The 17,440-nt window shown below is 61.2% G+C and carries 17 protein-coding genes; 6 read left to right on the forward strand and 11 right to left on the reverse strand.

Going from position 1 to position 17,440, the window contains the following annotated elements; genetic code table 11:
* Nucleotides 1-435: 435 nt before the first annotated feature.
* Genes ACTD9P_RS26325 through ACTD9P_RS26360 form a run of 8 tightly spaced genes read right to left on the reverse strand, consistent with a single transcriptional unit; the run spans nucleotide 436 to nucleotide 6,544 of the window.
* The gene (locus ACTD9P_RS26325) at nucleotides 436-1,350 is read right to left on the reverse strand and encodes a metal ABC transporter solute-binding protein, Zn/Mn family (RefSeq protein WP_438869971.1); all 915 of its coding nucleotides are present in this window, start codon (nucleotides 1,348-1,350) and stop codon (nucleotides 436-438) included.
* Nucleotides 1,350-2,249 carry a metal ABC transporter permease gene (locus ACTD9P_RS26330; protein WP_056859671.1) on the reverse strand — a complete coding sequence of 300 codons (900 nt, stop codon included), beginning with the start codon at nucleotides 2,247-2,249 and terminating at the stop codon, nucleotides 1,350-1,352. The genes ACTD9P_RS26325 and ACTD9P_RS26330 overlap by 1 nt, the downstream gene beginning before the upstream one ends.
* Nucleotides 2,249-2,992 (reverse strand): metal ABC transporter ATP-binding protein, encoded by a 744-nt coding sequence (locus ACTD9P_RS26335; protein ID WP_438869972.1) that lies wholly within the window; start codon nucleotides 2,990-2,992, stop codon nucleotides 2,249-2,251. The genes ACTD9P_RS26330 and ACTD9P_RS26335 overlap by 1 nt, the downstream gene beginning before the upstream one ends.
* On the reverse strand, nucleotides 2,989-3,909 hold the full coding sequence (locus ACTD9P_RS26340; protein ID WP_017136362.1) for a metal ABC transporter substrate-binding protein: 921 nt from the start codon (nucleotides 3,907-3,909) through the stop codon (nucleotides 2,989-2,991). Before ACTD9P_RS26340 ends, ACTD9P_RS26335 begins: the two co-directional genes overlap by 4 nt.
* A gap of 19 nt (nucleotides 3,910-3,928) precedes the next feature.
* Nucleotides 3,929-4,489, reverse strand: a complete 561-nt coding sequence (locus ACTD9P_RS26345) for a DUF6162 family protein (protein WP_438869973.1) — start codon at nucleotides 4,487-4,489, stop codon at nucleotides 3,929-3,931.
* A complete protein-coding gene (locus ACTD9P_RS26350) occupies nucleotides 4,486-4,809 on the reverse strand; it encodes a hypothetical protein (protein ID WP_065931735.1) in 324 nt (107 codons plus the stop codon). Before ACTD9P_RS26350 ends, ACTD9P_RS26345 begins: the two co-directional genes overlap by 4 nt.
* Entirely contained in the window at nucleotides 4,806-5,345 is a 540-nt protein-coding gene (locus ACTD9P_RS26355) for a PA2404 family protein (RefSeq protein WP_058420127.1), read from the reverse strand. Before ACTD9P_RS26355 ends, ACTD9P_RS26350 begins: the two co-directional genes overlap by 4 nt.
* Entirely contained in the window at nucleotides 5,345-6,544 is a 1,200-nt protein-coding gene (locus tag ACTD9P_RS26360) for a PepSY-associated TM helix domain-containing protein (protein ID WP_438869974.1), read from the reverse strand. Before ACTD9P_RS26360 ends, ACTD9P_RS26355 begins: the two co-directional genes overlap by 1 nt.
* Nucleotides 6,545-6,811: 267 nt before the next feature.
* Here ACTD9P_RS26360 and leuC point away from each other — a divergent pair, with 267 nt between their 5' ends.
* The 6 genes from leuC (at nucleotide 6,812) to ACTD9P_RS26390 (ending at nucleotide 13,803) form a co-directional block, all read left to right on the forward strand.
* Complete coding sequence (leuC, locus tag ACTD9P_RS26365) at nucleotides 6,812-8,230, forward strand: 3-isopropylmalate dehydratase large subunit (protein ID WP_438869975.1); 1,419 nt, start codon at nucleotides 6,812-6,814, stop codon at nucleotides 8,228-8,230.
* Nucleotides 8,227-8,841, forward strand: coding sequence for a 3-isopropylmalate dehydratase small subunit (gene leuD / locus ACTD9P_RS26370; RefSeq protein WP_438869976.1), 615 nt, complete (start codon nucleotides 8,227-8,229; stop codon nucleotides 8,839-8,841). The genes leuC and leuD overlap by 4 nt, the downstream gene beginning before the upstream one ends.
* A 442-nt stretch (nucleotides 8,842-9,283) precedes the next feature.
* Nucleotides 9,284-10,438, forward strand: a complete 1,155-nt coding sequence (locus tag ACTD9P_RS26375; protein WP_438869977.1) for a KamA family radical SAM protein — start codon at nucleotides 9,284-9,286, stop codon at nucleotides 10,436-10,438.
* A 26-nt stretch (nucleotides 10,439-10,464) separates the two neighbouring features.
* A complete protein-coding gene (locus ACTD9P_RS26380) occupies nucleotides 10,465-11,829 on the forward strand; it encodes an ATP-grasp domain-containing protein (RefSeq protein ID WP_438869978.1) in 1,365 nt (454 codons plus the stop codon).
* A gap of 4 nt (nucleotides 11,830-11,833) precedes the next feature.
* The gene (locus tag ACTD9P_RS26385) at nucleotides 11,834-12,574 is read left to right on the forward strand and encodes a 2OG-Fe dioxygenase family protein (RefSeq protein ID WP_438869979.1); all 741 of its coding nucleotides are present in this window, start codon (nucleotides 11,834-11,836) and stop codon (nucleotides 12,572-12,574) included.
* Nucleotides 12,571-13,803 carry an MFS transporter gene (locus ACTD9P_RS26390; protein WP_438869980.1) on the forward strand — a complete coding sequence of 411 codons (1,233 nt, stop codon included), beginning with the start codon at nucleotides 12,571-12,573 and terminating at the stop codon, nucleotides 13,801-13,803. Before ACTD9P_RS26385 ends, ACTD9P_RS26390 begins: the two co-directional genes overlap by 4 nt.
* Here the strand turns inward: ACTD9P_RS26390 and ACTD9P_RS26395 are convergent.
* From ACTD9P_RS26395 to ACTD9P_RS26405, 3 genes are all read right to left on the reverse strand, one after another.
* Nucleotides 13,784-14,698, reverse strand: coding sequence for a LysR substrate-binding domain-containing protein (locus ACTD9P_RS26395; protein WP_438869981.1), 915 nt, complete (start codon nucleotides 14,696-14,698; stop codon nucleotides 13,784-13,786). The two genes, ACTD9P_RS26390 and ACTD9P_RS26395, sit on opposite strands and share 20 nt — an antisense overlap.
* 78 nt (nucleotides 14,699-14,776) lie before the next feature.
* Nucleotides 14,777-16,081, reverse strand: coding sequence for a dicarboxylate/amino acid:cation symporter (locus tag ACTD9P_RS26400; RefSeq protein ID WP_438869982.1), 1,305 nt, complete (start codon nucleotides 16,079-16,081; stop codon nucleotides 14,777-14,779).
* Between the two features lie 96 nt (nucleotides 16,082-16,177).
* Nucleotides 16,178-17,053, reverse strand: a complete 876-nt coding sequence (locus tag ACTD9P_RS26405) for an alpha/beta fold hydrolase (RefSeq protein WP_438869983.1) — start codon at nucleotides 17,051-17,053, stop codon at nucleotides 16,178-16,180.
* Nucleotides 17,054-17,440: the final 387 nt, after the last annotated feature.

Genomic DNA, 17,440 nt, shown 5'->3' on the forward strand with positions numbered 1-17,440 from the left:
CGCGAATGCGGTGGGTCAGTCAATTCATCTGTAACTGACACACCGCATTCGCGAGCAAGCCCGCTCCCACAATTAGACTGCGTTGCACCAGGTAGATAGGCTTTAGCTTTGCACTTGATCTGGCTTTTGCTTCAACCACTCAGGTCGGCTTTCAGGCCGCCGTGCTGTAGATCTTGATCTTGATCTGCTTTTGATCTGAGGCACACCGAGCATTAGCGAGGTGCCAAGTGGTGGGGCGAAGACTTTTTGGTTACTTTTGTCTGGGCCGGCATTCCGGTCTTTACAAAAGTGACCCGCTGTAAGAGCGGAACCATAGGTCGCCGTTACCCAAATAACGGATATACACCCCACTGCGACGATAAAACACCCCAACACCCCAGACGCCAATATTTGTCTAGATGCCTATGCACATCACAGACAACCCAGCTCCCACATTCAGCGCGTCAGCGCCTTGATCACCTGATCCACATTGCCTTCCAACTCCCCCACCGGGTCGGCCCCGTCGACATTCAATACCAACAGTTGCGCACCGCCCTCCGTCACCGCCGCTTTAACCGCCTCACTCGGTTGGCGGTGATGCAGCACTACGGCCATGTCATTGGCCTTCAAGTCGTCACTGAGTGTGTGCAATGCCTCAGGTGTCCACTCGGCGTCCGGCCGAGCATCGGTGCTGAGCACTTCCAGGTTCAAGCTGCTGACCAGATAAGCAAAGTGATCACTCAAGCTGAACACACTCAGGTTATCCGCCTTGGCCAGCCGCGCCTCGCTGTCAGCGCTGAGTTTGAGCAGGCGTTGTTTGAGCGCCGCGAGGTTGGCGTCGATCCTGGGTTTGGCTGCGGGCGCCAGGCGGCTCAGGTCGGCGGCCATCACATCGGCCATGCGCCCCATATTGTTGCTCGACTGCCATGGCTGGCTGTTCAGGCCATCGGCGCCGCCCGGTTGCACGGCGATACCCGGCAAGCCGCCGTCCACCGGGCGCGCGGCGTCCACTTCGACGATACGGATATTGCTGCGCCGCGCCACGGGGTAGAGCGGGTCGTCCGCCCACAGCGAGCGCAGGCCGATGGCGGCGTCGGCGTCCAGCGCCAGCGTGTTCAGGGCCAGCGCACCACGGCCGGTAAAGTAGGACACTTGCCGTGAACCGGGCAGGTTGGCCGGTGCTGCGCGCTCAAGCTGTACATCGGTGCCTTTGAGCAGCACCTCGGCCAAGCCATAGGTGATGGGCAGCGAGGCCAGCACTTTCACCGGTTTGGCTGCGTGAACCACCGGTTTGGCGGCTTCAGTGGCCATCAACGGCGGCATGAATAAACAGGCAATGGCCAGGGCCAGCGGATGAAAAACAGAGCGCATTATCCAAGATTCCCTTTGAGGCTGGGCACAGTGCCGCGCGCGATGGCGGCAAAGGCGAAGGCGATACCGGCCACCAGAATGATCGCGGCACCGGACGGGATGGGCAGGTCGAAGATGATCGGCAGCAGAATGCCGCACAGCGTGCTGAGCGTGGCGATCACTACCGAAACCCAGAAAAACCCCTTGAGCGACTGGCTCAGCAAACGCGCCGCCGCCGCCGGAATCACCAGCAGGGCGCCGACCAAAATGGCGCCGATCACCTTGACCGCCGCCACGGTGATCAAGGTCACCAGGATCACGAACAGGTAATCCAGGGTCTTCACTGCCACGCCGCGCACAGCGGCCAATTGCGGGTTGAAGCTGGCCAGCATGATGCGGTTGTACAGCGGCAGCGCCAGGGCCATCACCAGTGAACCGACGACCGCCAACACCAGCAGGTCATTGCCGTTCACCGTCAGCACCGAGCCGAACAATACGTTTTCGAGGATGTGCACGTTGATCTTGCCCGCCAGAATCAACAGCAGACTCGCGCCCAACGCCAGGGACACCGAGAGGAACACGCCGATCAGGGTGTCAGGCGCCAAACCCGTGCGGTTGCGCAGGTAGTTGAGCAGGATGCCGAACAACAGGCAGTAGCCGAACAGGCTGCCGTAAGGCCCGGTATAGGGCTCGCCGAGCAGGATGCCCACGGCCACGCCGGTCAACGCCGCATGCCCGACGGCTTCAGAGAAGAACGCAAAGCGCTTGACCACCACCAGTGTACCCAGGCCGCCCAGCACCGGGCCGATCAGCAAGCCGGCGAGCAGGGCGTTGACCACAAACCCATAGGCCAGTGCTTCCGGCAGGTAGCCGGATGAAGCCCAGCCCTGGACCATCAAACGAAAGGCTTCATAACTCATCACGCCGGGCTCCGAGGGTGGGTGGAAAACAGAGTCAGCAGGCGGTCCGGGGTCAGCGCTTCTTTCGGCGTGGCGTCGAACAGCACGCGGCGGTTCAGGCCGGTAACGCGATCGGCCAGGCGGCCCACGGCTTCCAGGTCATGCTCGATCCACAGCACGGTGATCCCGGCCAGGCGCCAGTCATTAAGCAGCCGTTCGAACACCTGGATACCGGCTTCATCGAGCGCCGACATCGGTTCATCCAGTACCAGCAACTGCGGCGTCGGAATCAGGCCTTGGGCCAGCAGCACGCGCTGACGCTCACCGCCGGACAACGCGCCCATGCGGCGCTTGCGTTTGTCCTGCATGCCGACCCGTTCCAGCGCTTCGCCAATCGCGGCGGTGTAATGCCGGGACAGGCCCAGAAATGCCGGGCGCCGCTGGCACATGGCAGCCATGAAGTCGTCGACGGTCATCGGCAAGCCCCGGTCGAATTCCAGCGCCTGCGGCACATAGCCGACCGTGCCCGGCGTGCTGGGCCAATGCAGGCGCAACTGGCCCTGGTGCGGGGTCTGCCCCAGCAAGGTCTTGATCAGCGAGCTTTTGCCGCCGCCGTTCGGGCCGACCAAGGCGTGGATGCTGCCCGGTTCGACCTGAAAGCTCACCGCGTCAAGAATCACCGTGCGGCCCAGCGTCAGCGAGACCTTGTCGAACTCAAGGGTCGGGCCGATGCTGGCCACCTTCAATTGCTGCGCTGCCGTCATGCCCCCGACTCCTGAATCGCCCGCACCACGGTGTTGAGATTGCCGGTCATTTCCACTTCGTATTTCTCTGGCGTGTATTCGCCGTAGGAAATATGCGACAGCGGGTACAGCTTGACCCCGGATTCACGCTGGATGGTCTCGACGTAGGTGGACGGGAAATCCATCTCCGAGAAGATCACCTTCACATCCAGTGCGCGCAGTTCATCGATGGTCTTTTTCAACTGGCTGGGGCTGGGCTCGATGCCATGGGCGGGCTCGACCACGGCGGTGACTTCCAGGCCGAATTCGCGCAGCAGGTAGTCGTAGGCCGCATGCACGGTGGCTACACGCAGGTCCGGGTTCGGCGCGCTGGTCAGCTTGGCAAGGGCATCGGCGCGCATTTGGCGCAGGCGCTTGCCGTAGGCGCGGGCGTTTTGGGTGTAGGTCTTGGCGTTGTCCGGGTCGAGCTTGCCCAGCTCGCGGGCAATGTTGTTGACCTGGGCAATTGATGCACTGATCGACAGGAAGGTGTGCGGGTTGACCACCTTGCCCGCACCGCGCGCGGCGTTACCGGTGGCGGCCAGCAATGGCACGTTGGCGTTGGCTTCGATCACCGGGATGTCCGGGCGCTCGCTGGTGGCGATCATGCGGTCGGCAAAATCATCATGGCCGACACCGTTGAGCACGATCACGTCCAGGGTGCCGATGCGCTTGATGTCTTCGGCGCGCGGTTCGTAGGCGTGGGGGTTGAAACCGGCCGGAATCAGCGGCACCACCTCGGCCTTGTCGCCGACGATATTGGCCACGTAGCTGTAATACGGGTGCAGGGTGATGCCGATGCGCAGGCGCTTGGCCGCTTCGGCATTCGCGAGTGGGGCAAGCATCAGGCTGAACAGGCCAACCAGCAACAGGCGTAACAGGGGCGATGAAATAGACATGGGCACTCGGTCTTCTGGTTCAGTGACGGTGCTGGCGGGTCACGCCGGCATCGAATTGCGTGACCACCTGGCGCCAACCGGCGGCGATCAGCGCTGCGTCGGTGAGGTCGGCAGGGGCGGCGAGGTTGGCCTGGCGGTTGAGCCACACATCCGGCTCGGCGCCTTGCACGCGCATCAGCACCGAGCCGCTGGTGCTTGGTGCTTGGCTCAAACCCAGGTAGGCCGCAGGGTTCAGCAACTGCCAGCGATGGTCGCCACGGCTCACCGAACTGGCGTCCCGGGCAAACGGCGCGAAGCCTTCTTCGCCCAGTTGCTCAGGCGTCGGCAGGGCGTTTTGCTCCTGCTGCAACAGCTGGATTTCATCCAGGGTCACGCGCAGGTCGGCGTAGATGCCTTGTTCGGCAGCGCTCAGGTCACGGCGTGCGTCCAATTGGTGGCTGGGCACGACGGCGACCTCCTGGGTTTCACCGTGCAGCGCCACCACCGTGCCCGCCACCGCGAGGATGATCAGGCACAGCAGCAACACGTAGAGGGTTTCATGGCCGGCCCCGGCGGGGCGTACAACCTGTGTGGTGCTCATTGGGGCTGGATATCCGCTTGGTCGATTTCCACCACATGGCCGGGGCCTGCATCAAACAGCACATAGAACTCGGCCGAGGGCTTTTTGAAGGTCAGGGTCGAGTCCTGGCCAAGCTTGCCCGGCAGCAGGATGGTTTCGTCATAGCCGATCACATCCAGGGTCACGCCCGGCGCGCCGCTGCCGTCGGAAAAACCGCCGGTGCACTGGATCTGCTCGCCGGGGATTTCCTTGCATTCGCACATCGGGTTATGGGCCAGGGCGACGCCACTGAAGCCGGCGCAGAGCAATACAGCGGCGCGAGTCAGGCGCATTAACGTCATGGTTTAACTCCTTGCTTGTTCAACCAGGCAATGGTGGCAGGCGAGGCCTGGCTCAGCGGGATGGAACCCTGGTGCATGGAGCCGTCCCAGCCTTCCATGGTCACCCATACTTCGGCATCCACGGGGGTGCGTTCCGGTACCGGCAGCACCGCACCCATGCGGTACGGCGTGCCGAAGAAAATCACCCCGGCCGCGCGCAGGCTGCGCGGTTTGCCGATACGCAGGTAAGTGGCCTTGACCTGCTCGGCGCAGGTATCGCACAGGGCGGCGTTGAAAAATTTCATCGGGCCGGCCGGGTCCGGGCGCGGGCCTTCGTTGCGAAATTCTGCCAGGGTCAGGCTCCACGGCCCCACCTGCACTTCGCCGGCCACGCGCTCGCCAATACCGCTGTCACCGCGAAACAGTGCGGCGTCGGCAAAGTATTTGGGCATGAACCCCAGGGGCACCAGCAATAGCAGGACATTGATGTGGAATCGCCATTTGAGCCAAAAGGCCCGCAGTGGCGAAGGCGGTGTGGTGGTCGCAGCTTTGCTCATCAGTTGGCCTCCGAGGTTTCAGCCTGCCTGGCCGTGGCGGGGGCGGGTGCGCGTTGTGTTTTGGCTTCGCGCTTGAGGGCGTTGAGTGTGGCCAGCGCGGTGCGTTTGGTCCAGATCAGCAAACCGCTCAACACCATCATGCTCATGATCAGGCCGAAGAATGCCCAGATCAGCTTGATCCACAGGCCGCCAAAGTCGCCGGTGTGCAGCGGGCGCATGGATTCGGTGACGAATTCCAGTGTCGAGCGGTCGGACAGCAGGTGCGACACGGCAATTTCACCGTCGTACGGGTTGAGTTGCGCCGTCTGGAACATCAACGGGTACCAGCCACGCCCGCCGATCTGCAGGTGGCTATAGGCGTTGCTGGGCAGGAACACAAAACTGGCCTCCAGCCCAGGGATGCGCTGCGTGGCGATCTCGATGGCCCGATCGATCGGGATCATCGGTGCCGGTACACCCGGTGCCGACAACGGCACCTTCTCCCGGGCAATCACCGGCACGATGGGCTCACTGGAGATGGAAATCTGGTTGTCGCCCAGGATTGCCCGGATTAGAAACCAGATGCCGGTGATGGAAATCACCGCGATAAACCAGATCGACCAGATACCGCTCAAACGGTGGAAGTCACCCCAGAAGATCCGCGCGCCATGGCGGATTCGCAGGGTCGGGCGCAGAAACCCCTTCCAGAAACGCTTGTACACCACCAGCCCGGTGACCAGCGATGCCAGCAGCGGTATGCCCAGTGCCGACACCAGGTACCAGCCCCAGCTGTAGCCATTGGTAAACGGCACCAGCCACCAACCGTGCAACGCACGGGTAAATTGCTGGAAGTTGAAGGCCGGGCTGATGCCCTGGATCACACCGGTATACGGGTTGACGTAGACCTCTACCGAGCGCCCGTCGGGGTAACTGAGGTCGACACTCAGCGCGAAGTGCGACTCGTCCGGGCGAGTGATCGATTGCACGATCGCCTGGGGTTCGTTGCGCTTGATGGCGCCGATCACCTGGTCGTAACTCAGCAGTTCGGCATCGTCCGACGGCTTGCTGGCGCGGATGTCCGGGTTGGCCAGCCAGACGATTTCCTGGCTGACCACTGCCAGGGTGCCGGTGACGCAGACGATCAGTACAAAAAACCAGATGGGCAACGCCAGCCAGCTATGAACCAGAAACCAGAGTTTTGAGCGTGACTTCTTTGACATGTGGATGCGGGTCTTGATCGGAGGAGGGCGAAGGAGGCCCGGAAAAGGCCGGTCGTAGCTTTTGCTGACGCGACGGGCTGTATCTAAGTTAAGACGGATGAGAATGAGAAATCCCTAAGCGGGATATGAAAGAAAATGTTTCAGCGTTGCCGGATTGAACACGAAACATGTTCCAAGCCATCACCCAGGTGCCATTGATGGGGCCGGGGGGCTGCGTAGGATGGGCGCATACCGTTGAGCGAGCGCTATAAAAGTGAGTCCACAAAAATGACTGCCAGAACCCTCTACGACAAACACATCGACTCCCACACGGTGTGCGCCCTGGATGATCAGGGCCATGTGCTGCTTTATATAGATCGCCAGGTGATCAATGAATACACCAGCCCCCAGGCCTTCAGCGGCCTGCGCGAGGCCAAGCGTGGCGTATGGCGCCCCGGCACCGCGCTGGCGGTGGTCGACCACGTAAACCCCACAACGCCCACGCGCGTTGCAGCCATGCCCGACGCAGGCGGCGCGCGGCAAGTCTCGTACCTGGCAGAAAACTGCCAGGACTTCGGCATCGAGCTGCTGGACATCCTCGACAAACGCCAAGGCATCGAACACGTGATTGCCCCGGAGCAGGGCTTTATCCTACCGGGCATGGTGATTGCCGCCGGCGACAGCCACACCACCACCTACGGTGCCCTCGGCGCCTTCGGCTTTGGTATCGGCACCTCGGAAATCGAGCACCTGCTGGCCTCGCAGACCTTGGTGTATAAACGCCTGAAAAGCATGCGCGTGACGGTAGACGGCACCCTGGGCAACGGCCTGACCTCCAAGGACGTGATCATGGCGCTGATCGGCAAGATCGGCGCGTCCGGTGCCACCGGTTACGCCATCGAGTTTCGCGGCGCCACCATTGATGCGCTGAGCGTCGAAGCGCGCATGACCATTTGCAACATGGCGGTGGAAGCCGGCGCGCGTGGTGCGTTTATGGCGCCTGACGAAAAAGTCTTCGCCTACCTCAAAGACAAGCCGCGTGCGCCCAAGGGCGAGCTGTGGGAACAAGCCCTGCTGCAATGGCGCAAGCTGCACACAGACGCCGACGCGGTGTTCGACCAGGAAGTGCACCTCGATGCCAGCACCCTGGAACCCATGGTCACCTGGGGCACCAGCCCCGACCAGGCTGCGCCCATCGGCGCCCGCGTGCCGGACCCGCAAGACGTCAGCGACCTTATCCTGCGCCAGGACATGCGCCGCGCCCTCAACTATATGGGCCTGGAAGCCGGCATGCCGCTCAGCGACATTGTGATCAGCCACGCGTTTATCGGCTCTTGCACCAACGCGCGCATCGAAGACCTGCGCGACGCCGCCAGTGTGGTGCGCGGCAAGCAGGTGGCCGAGCATGTGCGGGCGATGATCGTGCCGGGCTCCACCGAGGTACGCGACCAGGCCGAAGCCGAAGGGCTGGCGGCGATCTTTATCGACGCCGGCTTCGAATGGCGCCAGTCAGGCTGCTCGATGTGCCTGGCGATGAATGATGACGTGCTGGCCCCCGGTGACCGCTGCGCCTCCAGCACCAACCGCAACTTCGAAGGCCGCCAGGGCGCCGGGGCGCGCACCCACTTGATGAGCCCGGCGATGGTCGCTGCCGCTGCCATCACCGGCCGCCTTACCGATATCCGCCACTTTGGAGACCGCCCATGAGCCTGCAACCGTTCACCCAGGTCACCGGCCAGGCCGCGCCGATGCTGGCGGCAAATATCGACACTGACGTGATCATGCCCAAGCAATTTCTCAAAGGCATCGACCGCGCCGGCCTCGACCGTGGGCTGTTCTTCGACCTGCGCTTTTTGCCCAATGGCGCGCCCAACCCCGAATTCGTGTTGAACCAGCCAGCCTGGCAGGGCGCAAGTTTTATAGTGGTGGGGCCCAACTTCGGCTGTGGCTCGAGCCGCGAACACGCGGTGTGGGGCTTGAAGCAGATGGGCATTCGCGCGCTGATCGGCAGCAGCTTTGCCGGGATTTTCTATGACAACTGCCAGCGCAACGGGGTGTTGTTGATTACCTTGGACGAAGCGGTGCTGCACACACTCGGGCAGACGGTCAGCCAGCCTGCGCAGGCGCAGATCAGCGTGGACCTTGAGGCACAGCAGATTCGGCTGGCCGATGGCCAGGTGATCCCCTTCCAGATCGACACCTTGCGCAAGACCGCGTTGTTGCTCGGCCTGGATGCAATTGGCAGCACGTTGCAGCGCAGTGAGCAGATCAAAACGTTCGAGCGCCAGCATTTGGCGGCCAATCCCTGGCTGGGTTAAAACCTCAATGGTTTAACTACGTAGTCATATAAGTAGAGCAAACGCCCTTCTGTTATTGGAGGGCGTTTTTTTTTTGGCTATTTACTTTTCAAATAATGCGAGTTGCAGCGCGCAACCTCAGTGGTTACAAGGGCGGTGTCGAGGTGGCGGATTAAACCCTGAAAAAATATAAGGGTATGTTGTTGACACCTTCTAGGCCATAGGCTTAAGTGGGTGCTGACTTGGAAAGTCGCACATTACAAGAAAGGACGTTAAAACCATGACTGATGAATTAGTTGGCTTTTATACCTCTCTGGTTTCGGCGATAAAGTTTGTAACCTGATCGCGTTTTTCTACCTCTAAACCAGTTGTCATTGTTGCGGTTACCACTGTTTTTTCCACTGTGAAAAGACACGTAAGCCTATGCCTTAACATCCGTTAAGAACACAGAGAGTGCAAACTCATGTCGATTTTTGATCAAGCAATCCATCGTTCGGTACAGTGGCAGGATTGGCGTTGGCAGCAGAAGAATGCCATCCGCGATGAACCGGCATTGCGGGCCGCTTGCGGTGGTTGGAATGAGCAAACCAGCGCGTATATCGAGCACAACTTGCGAGACCGCAAGTTACAGATAACGCCTTATTACATTGACCTGATCAAGCGCTCACTCACCGATGGCGAGGTGATGGACCATCCCCTATGGCGCCAAGTGGTGCCTTACTGGAGCGAGCAGGTCGCTGGCGATTACGACGGCACCTCGGAGAACTGGGAACTCGGCCACGAAATGAAAACGCCGATCTGCCAGCACAAGTACGACAACCGCGTGATCCTGCGCATGACCAACACCTGCAACGCCTATTGCCAGTTCTGCTTCGAAGCGCTGCGCACCTTGCAGGTCGGCACCGAGAAGGCGAATGCCAGCGCCGACTCGTTCAAGGATTCGCTCGAATACATCCGCAACAACCCGGCCATCGAAGAGGTGATTCTGAGCGGCGGTGACCCGTTGATGCTCGCCGACCGCAAGCTCGAAGAGAACCTCGCCGCCCTGCGTGGCATTCGCGACGACCTGCTGATTCGCCTGCACACACGGGCCTTGAGTTTTAACCCGTTTCGGGTGACCGATGAGTTATTGGCCATGCTGGAAAAGTACAAGGTCAATGCGTTTGGCGTGCATGTATGCCACCCGCTGGAACTGAGTGCGGACTTTGCCGTGGCGGTTAAGCGTATCCAGAGTGTGGTGCCGATTGTGTTCTCCAACATGCCGTTGTTGCGCGGCGTGAATGACGATGAAGCAACCTTGCATAAACTGTTTATTGACCTGTATCGGCTGGGCGTAAAACCGTATTACTTGTACCACTTCATGCCGTTTTCACCCGGGGCTTCGGAATATAAAGCCTCGATAAGCCACGCCATCGCTATTATGGATCGCCTCAAGCGGCGTGTGTCCAATATTGCCATGCCGGAATATGTACTGCCGCATGCGCAGGGCAAGTTTACCGTGCCGCTGCTGGACTTTGAAAAGCCGCACGACTTGCCGCACTTTGAAGTGCGCGATGGGCAACGTCATTACCGGTTCCGTAATTGGGAAGGGCAGTGGTGCAGTTGGCAGGATGCCTGAAGTTATTGACGCATGAGGCGGTATTAATGATGAAACAAGATGCCATTCTTTTTATTGATGTGGATGACAGTGCTTCCATTCGCTATAGCTACCGTGAGCCGCACTTTGTTGCGGCCCGGGCCAAAGGCCTGGTGTGTTTGACTGCGGGTCTGACGGGGCGCAAGCACCTGCAACGGCTGCAGGACGACAGTGATGAAGTGTTCCTGCTCGATACACTCAGCGAACCGGCCATTCTCGACTTGGTGGGCGAACTGGATGGGCGCTATCAGATCCGCGCGATTTTCTGCCAGGCCGGCCATTCGTCTGCGCTGGGGCAAGTCGGCTGCATCGTAGCGCAGGCCAGTCAGCGCCTGGGCCTGGTGTACAGCTGCCCGCAAGCCATTGCCGCGTGCAACAACAAGTACCTGATGCGCCGGGCGCTGAGCCAGCAGGGCGTGCGCTCCGTGCCGTTCGCGCTGTGCAATGACGAACAACAACTGCAGCAAAGCGCCGAGCGCATGGGCTATCCGCTGATTGCCAAACCGCCGTTTGGTGGCGCTTCGGCGTTTATCAAGCAGTGCTTCAACTGGGCCGAGTTAAGCCGGCACTATGCGCAATTTCGCAGTGGCCACGCTAACGCGGCTTACGCCGATTTCTATGGGTGTGAGCACAGCCTGTCTGACGAAGATGGGCAGCAACACCAATACATTCCAGGGCACAGCCTGTTGTTGGAAGGGTTTATCCAAGGCATTGAAGGCAGTGTGGAGTGTGTGATCGTCGGCGGGCACGTCCATGCGCTGTTGATCAACGAAAAACTGATGTTGACCGAGCGCAGTGGCACGGTGCTGGAGAACCTGCTGATTTCCCCGCCCACGTCTTTTACCGACGCCCAGTGCGAGCAGATCCGCCAGTACGCGGGGGATTGCCTGCGCGCGGTGGGGCTGACCAACGCGCTGGTGCATTTTGAATTTCGCATGATGGCGGCGGGGCCGGTGGTGATTGAGATCAACCCGCGCGTCGGCGGGCTGTATGTCAATGCGGCGTTCCGTGACGTGGCCGGCATTGACCCGTACGACCTTTATCTGTCCCTGCTGTTGGGCGAGCCGGACTTGAACGCCCGGTTGCAAGCCTGTGCGCACAACATCGCAAGCACATCCCAGCATTACTCGATGCTGGCGCTCTACCCGGAGCACAGTGGACAGTTCAAGGGCATTGAGGGGGTGCAGTTCCTCGATGAGCACCCTGCGGTGCTGGAGTATTTCCAGCAGGAACCCGGCAACTGTATCGATGCGGATATCGAAGAGCATTACTTGCTCAAGTGCTGGGTCAAGGTTGACGATGCTGCCGACGCTCACGCCGTGCATGATGCGATCCGGCACAACCTGCGCGTGATTATCGACAGTAAGGTCTAGCGATATGGATATCCCACAGATTGGCGCGCACTTGCGCAAGCACCACTATTGTCACCGTCGGGACTTTGGTCAGTTGCTCAAGGTCGAGCCCGGTGAGGAGCAAAGCTTTCGCGCCTACTGGGCGAACCTGGTGCGCGACGAGGCGTTCAAGGCATACACCCATCGCGAACGGCGGATCCTGCGCTATCGTTTGTCAGCGACGCGGCAGTTGCAGATCGACCGCACGACCGCGTTCAAGTCGCCGGTCACCTATGCGGTCAACTATCGCCAGGGCGTCAACCACTTGAGCTACAGCGAGGAGGGCTTTATCGAGCACCCATTGATGCAGAAATTGCTCGCCACCGACCTGGCGGTGATCGAACCGCACCTGGGCCCGCATGCCTACACCATTGATATCCACCAGTTTCGCGTGCGTGCAGAGGGGGCATCGGCCAGCCCGACCACCTCGGGTATTCACCAGGACGGCCTGGATTGGGTGTTTATGCATTTTATTGGCCAGAGCAACACGGTGCCGGTGGTGTCCGAGGTGTTTACCGCTGAGGCGGAGCACAGCCGCGTGCTGGACCTGGCGATGGAGCAGTTTCTGGAAACCATCGTGATCAACGACCGTGGGCTGTATCACCGCGCCGGCGCGGTACGGCCGCAGTCCGATTCGGCACCGGCCTGGCGCGATGTGCTGCTGGTGAGCCTGCGCGGCGTGGCGGCTGATGACGCACGGGTAGAAGACGAGGTACAACCGGCATGAGCGACGTTCAGCCCTTGGGCCTGTCGACCCGCAACGCCCGCTTGATCATCTTTGCGCGGGGCGTGTCGGATTTCGGCGCCTTCCTCAACATGGTGGCGCTCTCGACCTACGTTTACTGGCTCAGCCAAAGCGTGGTGTTTGTCAGTGTGTTCCTGGCGTGCCGGGTGACGGGCGGCATCGTCGCCAGCCTGTTCGGCATCCCGTTTTTCCGGCGCTTCGCGGGGCGCAGTACCTTGGCCGGGCTGGACCTGGCCCGCGCGCTGTTACTGGTGCCGCTGCTGGTGCTGATCCCGGCGCATCAGCTCAACGTGCTGCCGTTTATCGCGTTCGGCATCGGCCTGTGCAATTCGCTGTTTGCCATTGGCCTCAATAGCCAGTTGCCGACCTGGGTGGCGCTTGAACAGCGGGTGAGCACCAATGCCTGGATCACCTCGGCGGCGGCTACGGGCGCGGTGTTTGGCAGCCTGCTCTCCGGCTTGTTGATCGCCACGGGCGGATTCGAGGCGGTGTTTGCCGTCAACATCGGCACTTACGTGATGGCGGCCTGCCTGATCCTGCCGTTGCGCGCCTTGTATTCAGTCGCGGTTGCCGCGCATCGTGGGCTTGCGGCCGAATGGCACGAGTTGACCAAAGGCTTGCGCGGTGCGCCGGTGTTGGCGGCGATATTGTTGATCAGCATGCTCGATACCCTCGGCAGCGCTGCGCATAACGTCGGCTGGCCGGTGTTGTCGCAATACATTTCGCCGGACACCGCGAAAACCGTCATGGGCTACCTGCTGGCGGTGTGGGCCTGCGGCAAGTTCGTCGGCGCGCGCCTGGCCAGTGCGTTGCTCAAGGGCCGTGGCACCCAAGGCATGGAGCGCTGGTTCATGGCGGGTGTGGCGCTGATGTCCAGCGGCTTTATCCTCACCTTTCAGCAAACCGAACTGTGGCTGGCGCTGCTGTTGGTGGTGTGGGCCGGGCTCGGTGATGGTATCTCTGAGGTGGCGCTGGTTTCCCGTGCGCAAAGCGAACCCGATAGCTTGCGCCTGCCGTTGTTCAGCCTGTTGACGCTGATCCAGATGGCCGGCTTTGGCGTGGGCATGCTGGTGGTGGGGCCGTTCTACCTGACGTGGACGCCGGCCCAGGTGATCGTGCTGTTCCACGGGCTGCCGTTGACCGCCCTGCTGATCATGACGGTATGGCTGGGTGTCAGCGCCACGCGCGGCGTCAGATCGACAACCCTTTGAAGTGCTCCTGCAAAAATTCCACGCAGGCGCGCAATTTACCGGAGTAGGCCAAACGTGTCGGGTACACCGCCCACACGTTGGCGCTTTGGGTGTAGGCGTGCAGCACCTGCACCAACTTGCCCTGTTCCAGCAGCGGTTTCACGTCCCACATCGAGCGCAGTAACACACCGCGCCCGTCCAGGGCCCACTGCAACACGATCTCGCCGTTGTTTGAAGAAAGCGGCCCGCGCACGCGTACGCTTTCGGGCGCGCCGTCACGCTCCAGGTTCCAGATGCCGAAGGCGTTGTCGCGCTCCTTGAGCACCAGGCAGTCGTGCTGTTCCAGGTCGCTCAACTGTTGCGGTGTGCCTTTGCGTTGCAGGTAGGCCGGCGCGGCGCACAGCACGCGACGGTTGCTCACCAGCCGCCTGCCGATGTGCTGGCCGGGGATGTCATCGCCGACGCGAATCTCCAGGTCAAACCCTTCACTGACGATATCCACCACGCGGTCGAACAGGTCCAGGCGGATTTCCAGGTCCGGGTACTGCTCGGCCAGCAACGACAGGGCCGGCGCCACATGGTTGCGGCCGAAACCGAAGCTGCTGCACAGGTGCAGATGCCCGCGCGGGCTGTCGTGGGCGTCGCTCAACTCATCGGACAGTTGCTGGAAATCTTCAAGGATGCGCACAGCCCAGCGTTGTACCCGCTCGCCGTCTTCGGTCAGGGCTATGCGGCGGCTGGTGCGGTGCAGCAGGCGCGTGGCCAGGGTGGTTTCGAGGATCTGAATGCGCTTGCTCACATACGCAGGCGACAACCCCAGCTCATCGGCGGCGGCAGCGAAGCCGGCCTTGCGGATCACGGTGAGGAACACCCGCAGGTCTTCGGGTAGGGGCACGGTATCTTTCTTATGGGTCATCAGAAACAGACGTGGCGGCATGAGCCGCCAGAATAGCACCGGATCGGCATGCCTTCCGGCATGCCGGGCCGTTATTGCTTACTCGGCGGCGATTTTCGCCTGCGCCGCAGCCCGCGCATGGCGGCCATGCTTGAGGGCGATAGGGGCCATTTTTTCGCGATCCAGCTCACCCTCCCAGGCGGCCACCACCAATGCCGCGACGGCATTGCCGATGATATTGGTCAGCGAGCGGCACTCGGCCATAAAACGGTCGACACCCAGGATCAGCACCATCGCCGCCACCGGCACGGTCGGCACCACCGCCAGGCTCGCGGCCAGCGCCACAAAACCTGCACCGACCACCGCGCCGGCGCCCTTGGAGGTGAGCATGGCCACCGCCAGCAAGGTCAATTGTTGCTCCAGCGGCAGGTGGATATTGGTGGCTTGCGCCAGGAACAACACCGCCAGGGTCATGTAGATGTTGGTGCCGTCGAGGTTGAAGGTGTAGCCGGTCGGCACCACGATACCCACCACGCCTTTGGATGCGCCGAGGCTTTCGAGTTTCTGGATCAATTGCGGCAGTGCCGACTCCGACGAGCTGGTGCCGAGCACAATCAACAGCTCCGACTTGATATAGCCCATCAACTTGAAAATGCTGAAGCCGGCGTAGCGCGCGATGCTGCCCAGTACCACGGCCACAAAGAAAAACGCGGTGAGGTAGAACGTACCCACCAGCTTCAGCAACGGCAGCAATGAACCCACGCCGTATTTGCCGATGGTGAAGGCAATCGCCCCAAACGCCCCGATCGGCGCCACGCGACTGATAATGCCGACGATGCGAAAGAACACTTCGCTGGCCTGGTTGATCACGCCCACCAATGGCCGGCCTTTTTCCCCGACCATCACCAGGCCGACGCCGAACAGTACCGAAACAAACAGCACCGGCAGGATTTCGCCCTTGGAGAAGGCATCAAAAAACGTGGCGGGGATCACGTGCAGCAAGAACCCGGTGATGCCTTCGCCATGTTCGGCCTGGCCGACGAAGCCGGCGATGGCCGAACTGTCGAGGGTCTTCACATCAATGTTGAAACCCACGCCCGGTTGCAGCAGGTGCGCGGCGAGGATACCGATCAGCAGGGCGATGGTGGAGACGATCTCGAAATACAGCAGCGCCTTGCCGCCGACGCGGCCGACCTGTTTCACATCGTGCATGCTGGTGATGCCGGAGACCACCGTGCAGAAGATGATCGGGCCGATGATCATCTTGATCAGTTTGATAAAGCCGTCGCCCAGGGGCTTGAGGTCGATACCGATTTGCGGCCAGACATGGCCGATCAACACACCCAGCGCGATGGCGATGAGCACCTGGACATACAGGGTTCCCAGCAGTTTTCGGATTGTCATTTTTATTATCTCGGGATGTTTTTTGGGCAAAGCGAACCCGTCGCAGGCCATTGGCAGCCTGCGAGGCGGGTGTTTCAGATCACGCTGTCAGTGCATTCAGCGAAGGAAGGCCAGGACTTCGCCAAGCAACAACTCAGGGGCTTCTTCGGCAATGTAGTGCCCGGCCGGCAGCGCCTTGCCGCGCACGTCGGTGGCGACTTTCTGCCATTCCTTGAGTGGCTCGAAGCAGCGGCCGACAGTGCCTTCGGCGCCCCACATCACCAGCAAAGGCAGGTTCAGGTGGTTGCCGGCATCGATGTCGGCCTGGTCGTGCTCAAGGTCGATGCCGGCGGCAGCACGGTAGTCCTCGCAGATACCGCGAGCGGTGCCGGGCAGTTGCAGGCAGCGCAGGTATTCGGCGAAGGCTTCATCGGTGAACGGTTTGAGCCCGGCACTGCGGCTGCCCATGACGCTGCGCAGGTACAATTCGGGGTTGCTCTCGATCAGGGCTTCAGGCAAGGGCGCCGGGCGGATCAGGAAGAACCAGTGCCAGTAGGCGCGGGCGAAAGCTTCGTCGGTCTGGGCGTACATCGACAAGGTGGGGGCGATGTCCAGCAGCACCATGCGCTGCACGGCGGCGGGGTGGTCCAGGGCCAGGCGGTGGGCGACGCGGGCGCCACGGTCGTGGGCCAGTACCGAGAAACGCTCGAAGCCCAGGGCTTGCATCAGCTCGACGCCGTCGCGGGCCATTTCGCGTTTGGAATAATTAGTGTGGTTGTCATTGGCGGGTGGTTTGCTGCTGTCGCCATAACCGCGCAGGTCGGCGGCGACCACGGTGAAGTGCTGGGCCAGCTGTTCGGCGATTTTGTGCCAGATGACGTGGGTTTGCGGGTGCCCGTGCAGCAGGAGCAGACCGGGACCTGTACCGCCTTTGCGGTAACTGATGTCCACGCCGTTGACGTGGCACTGGTCTTTTTGGAAACCGGCGAACATGGGATGACTCCTCTTTGTAAGTGCTTGCATCGTGGAATCACGCGGGGTTTGGGGCAAGTGGGAAAGCGTGGAGGGGTTGTTCATGAAGTGTGTTGCGGGGTTGGTCGCTGTGGCGGTTTTTCGGTGTACATATCCGTTGCTGCGGTCACGGCTGAGTAGGGTTTTTGGCAAACGCCCGGAATGCCGGCCCAGCCAAAAGTAACCAAAAGGTCTGTGCCCCACCACTCGGTGCCTCGCTTAGGCTCGGCATGCCAGAACGAAGGCTTGAATCCGTGGGCCGCCGCGATGGGCCATCCTTGGCCCAGCGCGGCTAACCCGGCGTCCTGCCGGGTTACCCACGGATTCAAGCCTGCGTTCGGCCATCGTGGTTAACGGGGCGTCTCAGAT

Source organism: Pseudomonas onubensis (genome assembly GCF_965653655.1).
In the GTDB taxonomy this organism is placed as follows: domain Bacteria; phylum Pseudomonadota; class Gammaproteobacteria; order Pseudomonadales; family Pseudomonadaceae; genus Aquipseudomonas.

Bases quoted from the DNA above. Each gene is read 5' to 3' on its own strand.
- ACTD9P_RS26325 (WP_438869971.1), bottom strand. From the start codon at position 1,350: ATGCGCTCTGTTTTTCATCCGCTGGCCCTGGCCATTGCCTGTTTATTC.
- ACTD9P_RS26330 (WP_056859671.1), bottom strand. From the start codon at position 2,249: ATGAGTTATGAAGCCTTTCGTTTGATGGTCCAGGGCTGGGCTTCATCC.
- ACTD9P_RS26335 (WP_438869972.1), bottom strand. From the start codon at position 2,992: ATGACGGCAGCGCAGCAATTGAAGGTGGCCAGCATCGGCCCGACCCTT.
- ACTD9P_RS26340 (WP_017136362.1), bottom strand. From the start codon at position 3,909: ATGTCTATTTCATCGCCCCTGTTACGCCTGTTGCTGGTTGGCCTGTTC.
- ACTD9P_RS26345 (WP_438869973.1), bottom strand. From the start codon at position 4,489: ATGAGCACCACACAGGTTGTACGCCCCGCCGGGGCCGGCCATGAAACC.
- ACTD9P_RS26350 (WP_065931735.1), bottom strand. From the start codon at position 4,809: ATGACGTTAATGCGCCTGACTCGCGCCGCTGTATTGCTCTGCGCCGGC.
- ACTD9P_RS26355 (WP_058420127.1), bottom strand. From the start codon at position 5,345: ATGAGCAAAGCTGCGACCACCACACCGCCTTCGCCACTGCGGGCCTTT.
- ACTD9P_RS26360 (WP_438869974.1), bottom strand. From the start codon at position 6,544: ATGTCAAAGAAGTCACGCTCAAAACTCTGGTTTCTGGTTCATAGCTGG.
- leuC (WP_438869975.1), top strand. From the start codon at position 6,812: ATGACTGCCAGAACCCTCTACGACAAACACATCGACTCCCACACGGTG.
- leuD (WP_438869976.1), top strand. From the start codon at position 8,227: ATGAGCCTGCAACCGTTCACCCAGGTCACCGGCCAGGCCGCGCCGATG.
- ACTD9P_RS26375 (WP_438869977.1), top strand. From the start codon at position 9,284: ATGTCGATTTTTGATCAAGCAATCCATCGTTCGGTACAGTGGCAGGAT.
- ACTD9P_RS26380 (WP_438869978.1), top strand. From the start codon at position 10,465: ATGATGAAACAAGATGCCATTCTTTTTATTGATGTGGATGACAGTGCT.
- ACTD9P_RS26385 (WP_438869979.1), top strand. From the start codon at position 11,834: ATGGATATCCCACAGATTGGCGCGCACTTGCGCAAGCACCACTATTGT.
- ACTD9P_RS26390 (WP_438869980.1), top strand. From the start codon at position 12,571: ATGAGCGACGTTCAGCCCTTGGGCCTGTCGACCCGCAACGCCCGCTTG.
- ACTD9P_RS26395 (WP_438869981.1), bottom strand. From the start codon at position 14,698: ATGACCCATAAGAAAGATACCGTGCCCCTACCCGAAGACCTGCGGGTG.
- ACTD9P_RS26400 (WP_438869982.1), bottom strand. From the start codon at position 16,081: ATGACAATCCGAAAACTGCTGGGAACCCTGTATGTCCAGGTGCTCATC.
- ACTD9P_RS26405 (WP_438869983.1), bottom strand. From the start codon at position 17,053: ATGTTCGCCGGTTTCCAAAAAGACCAGTGCCACGTCAACGGCGTGGAC.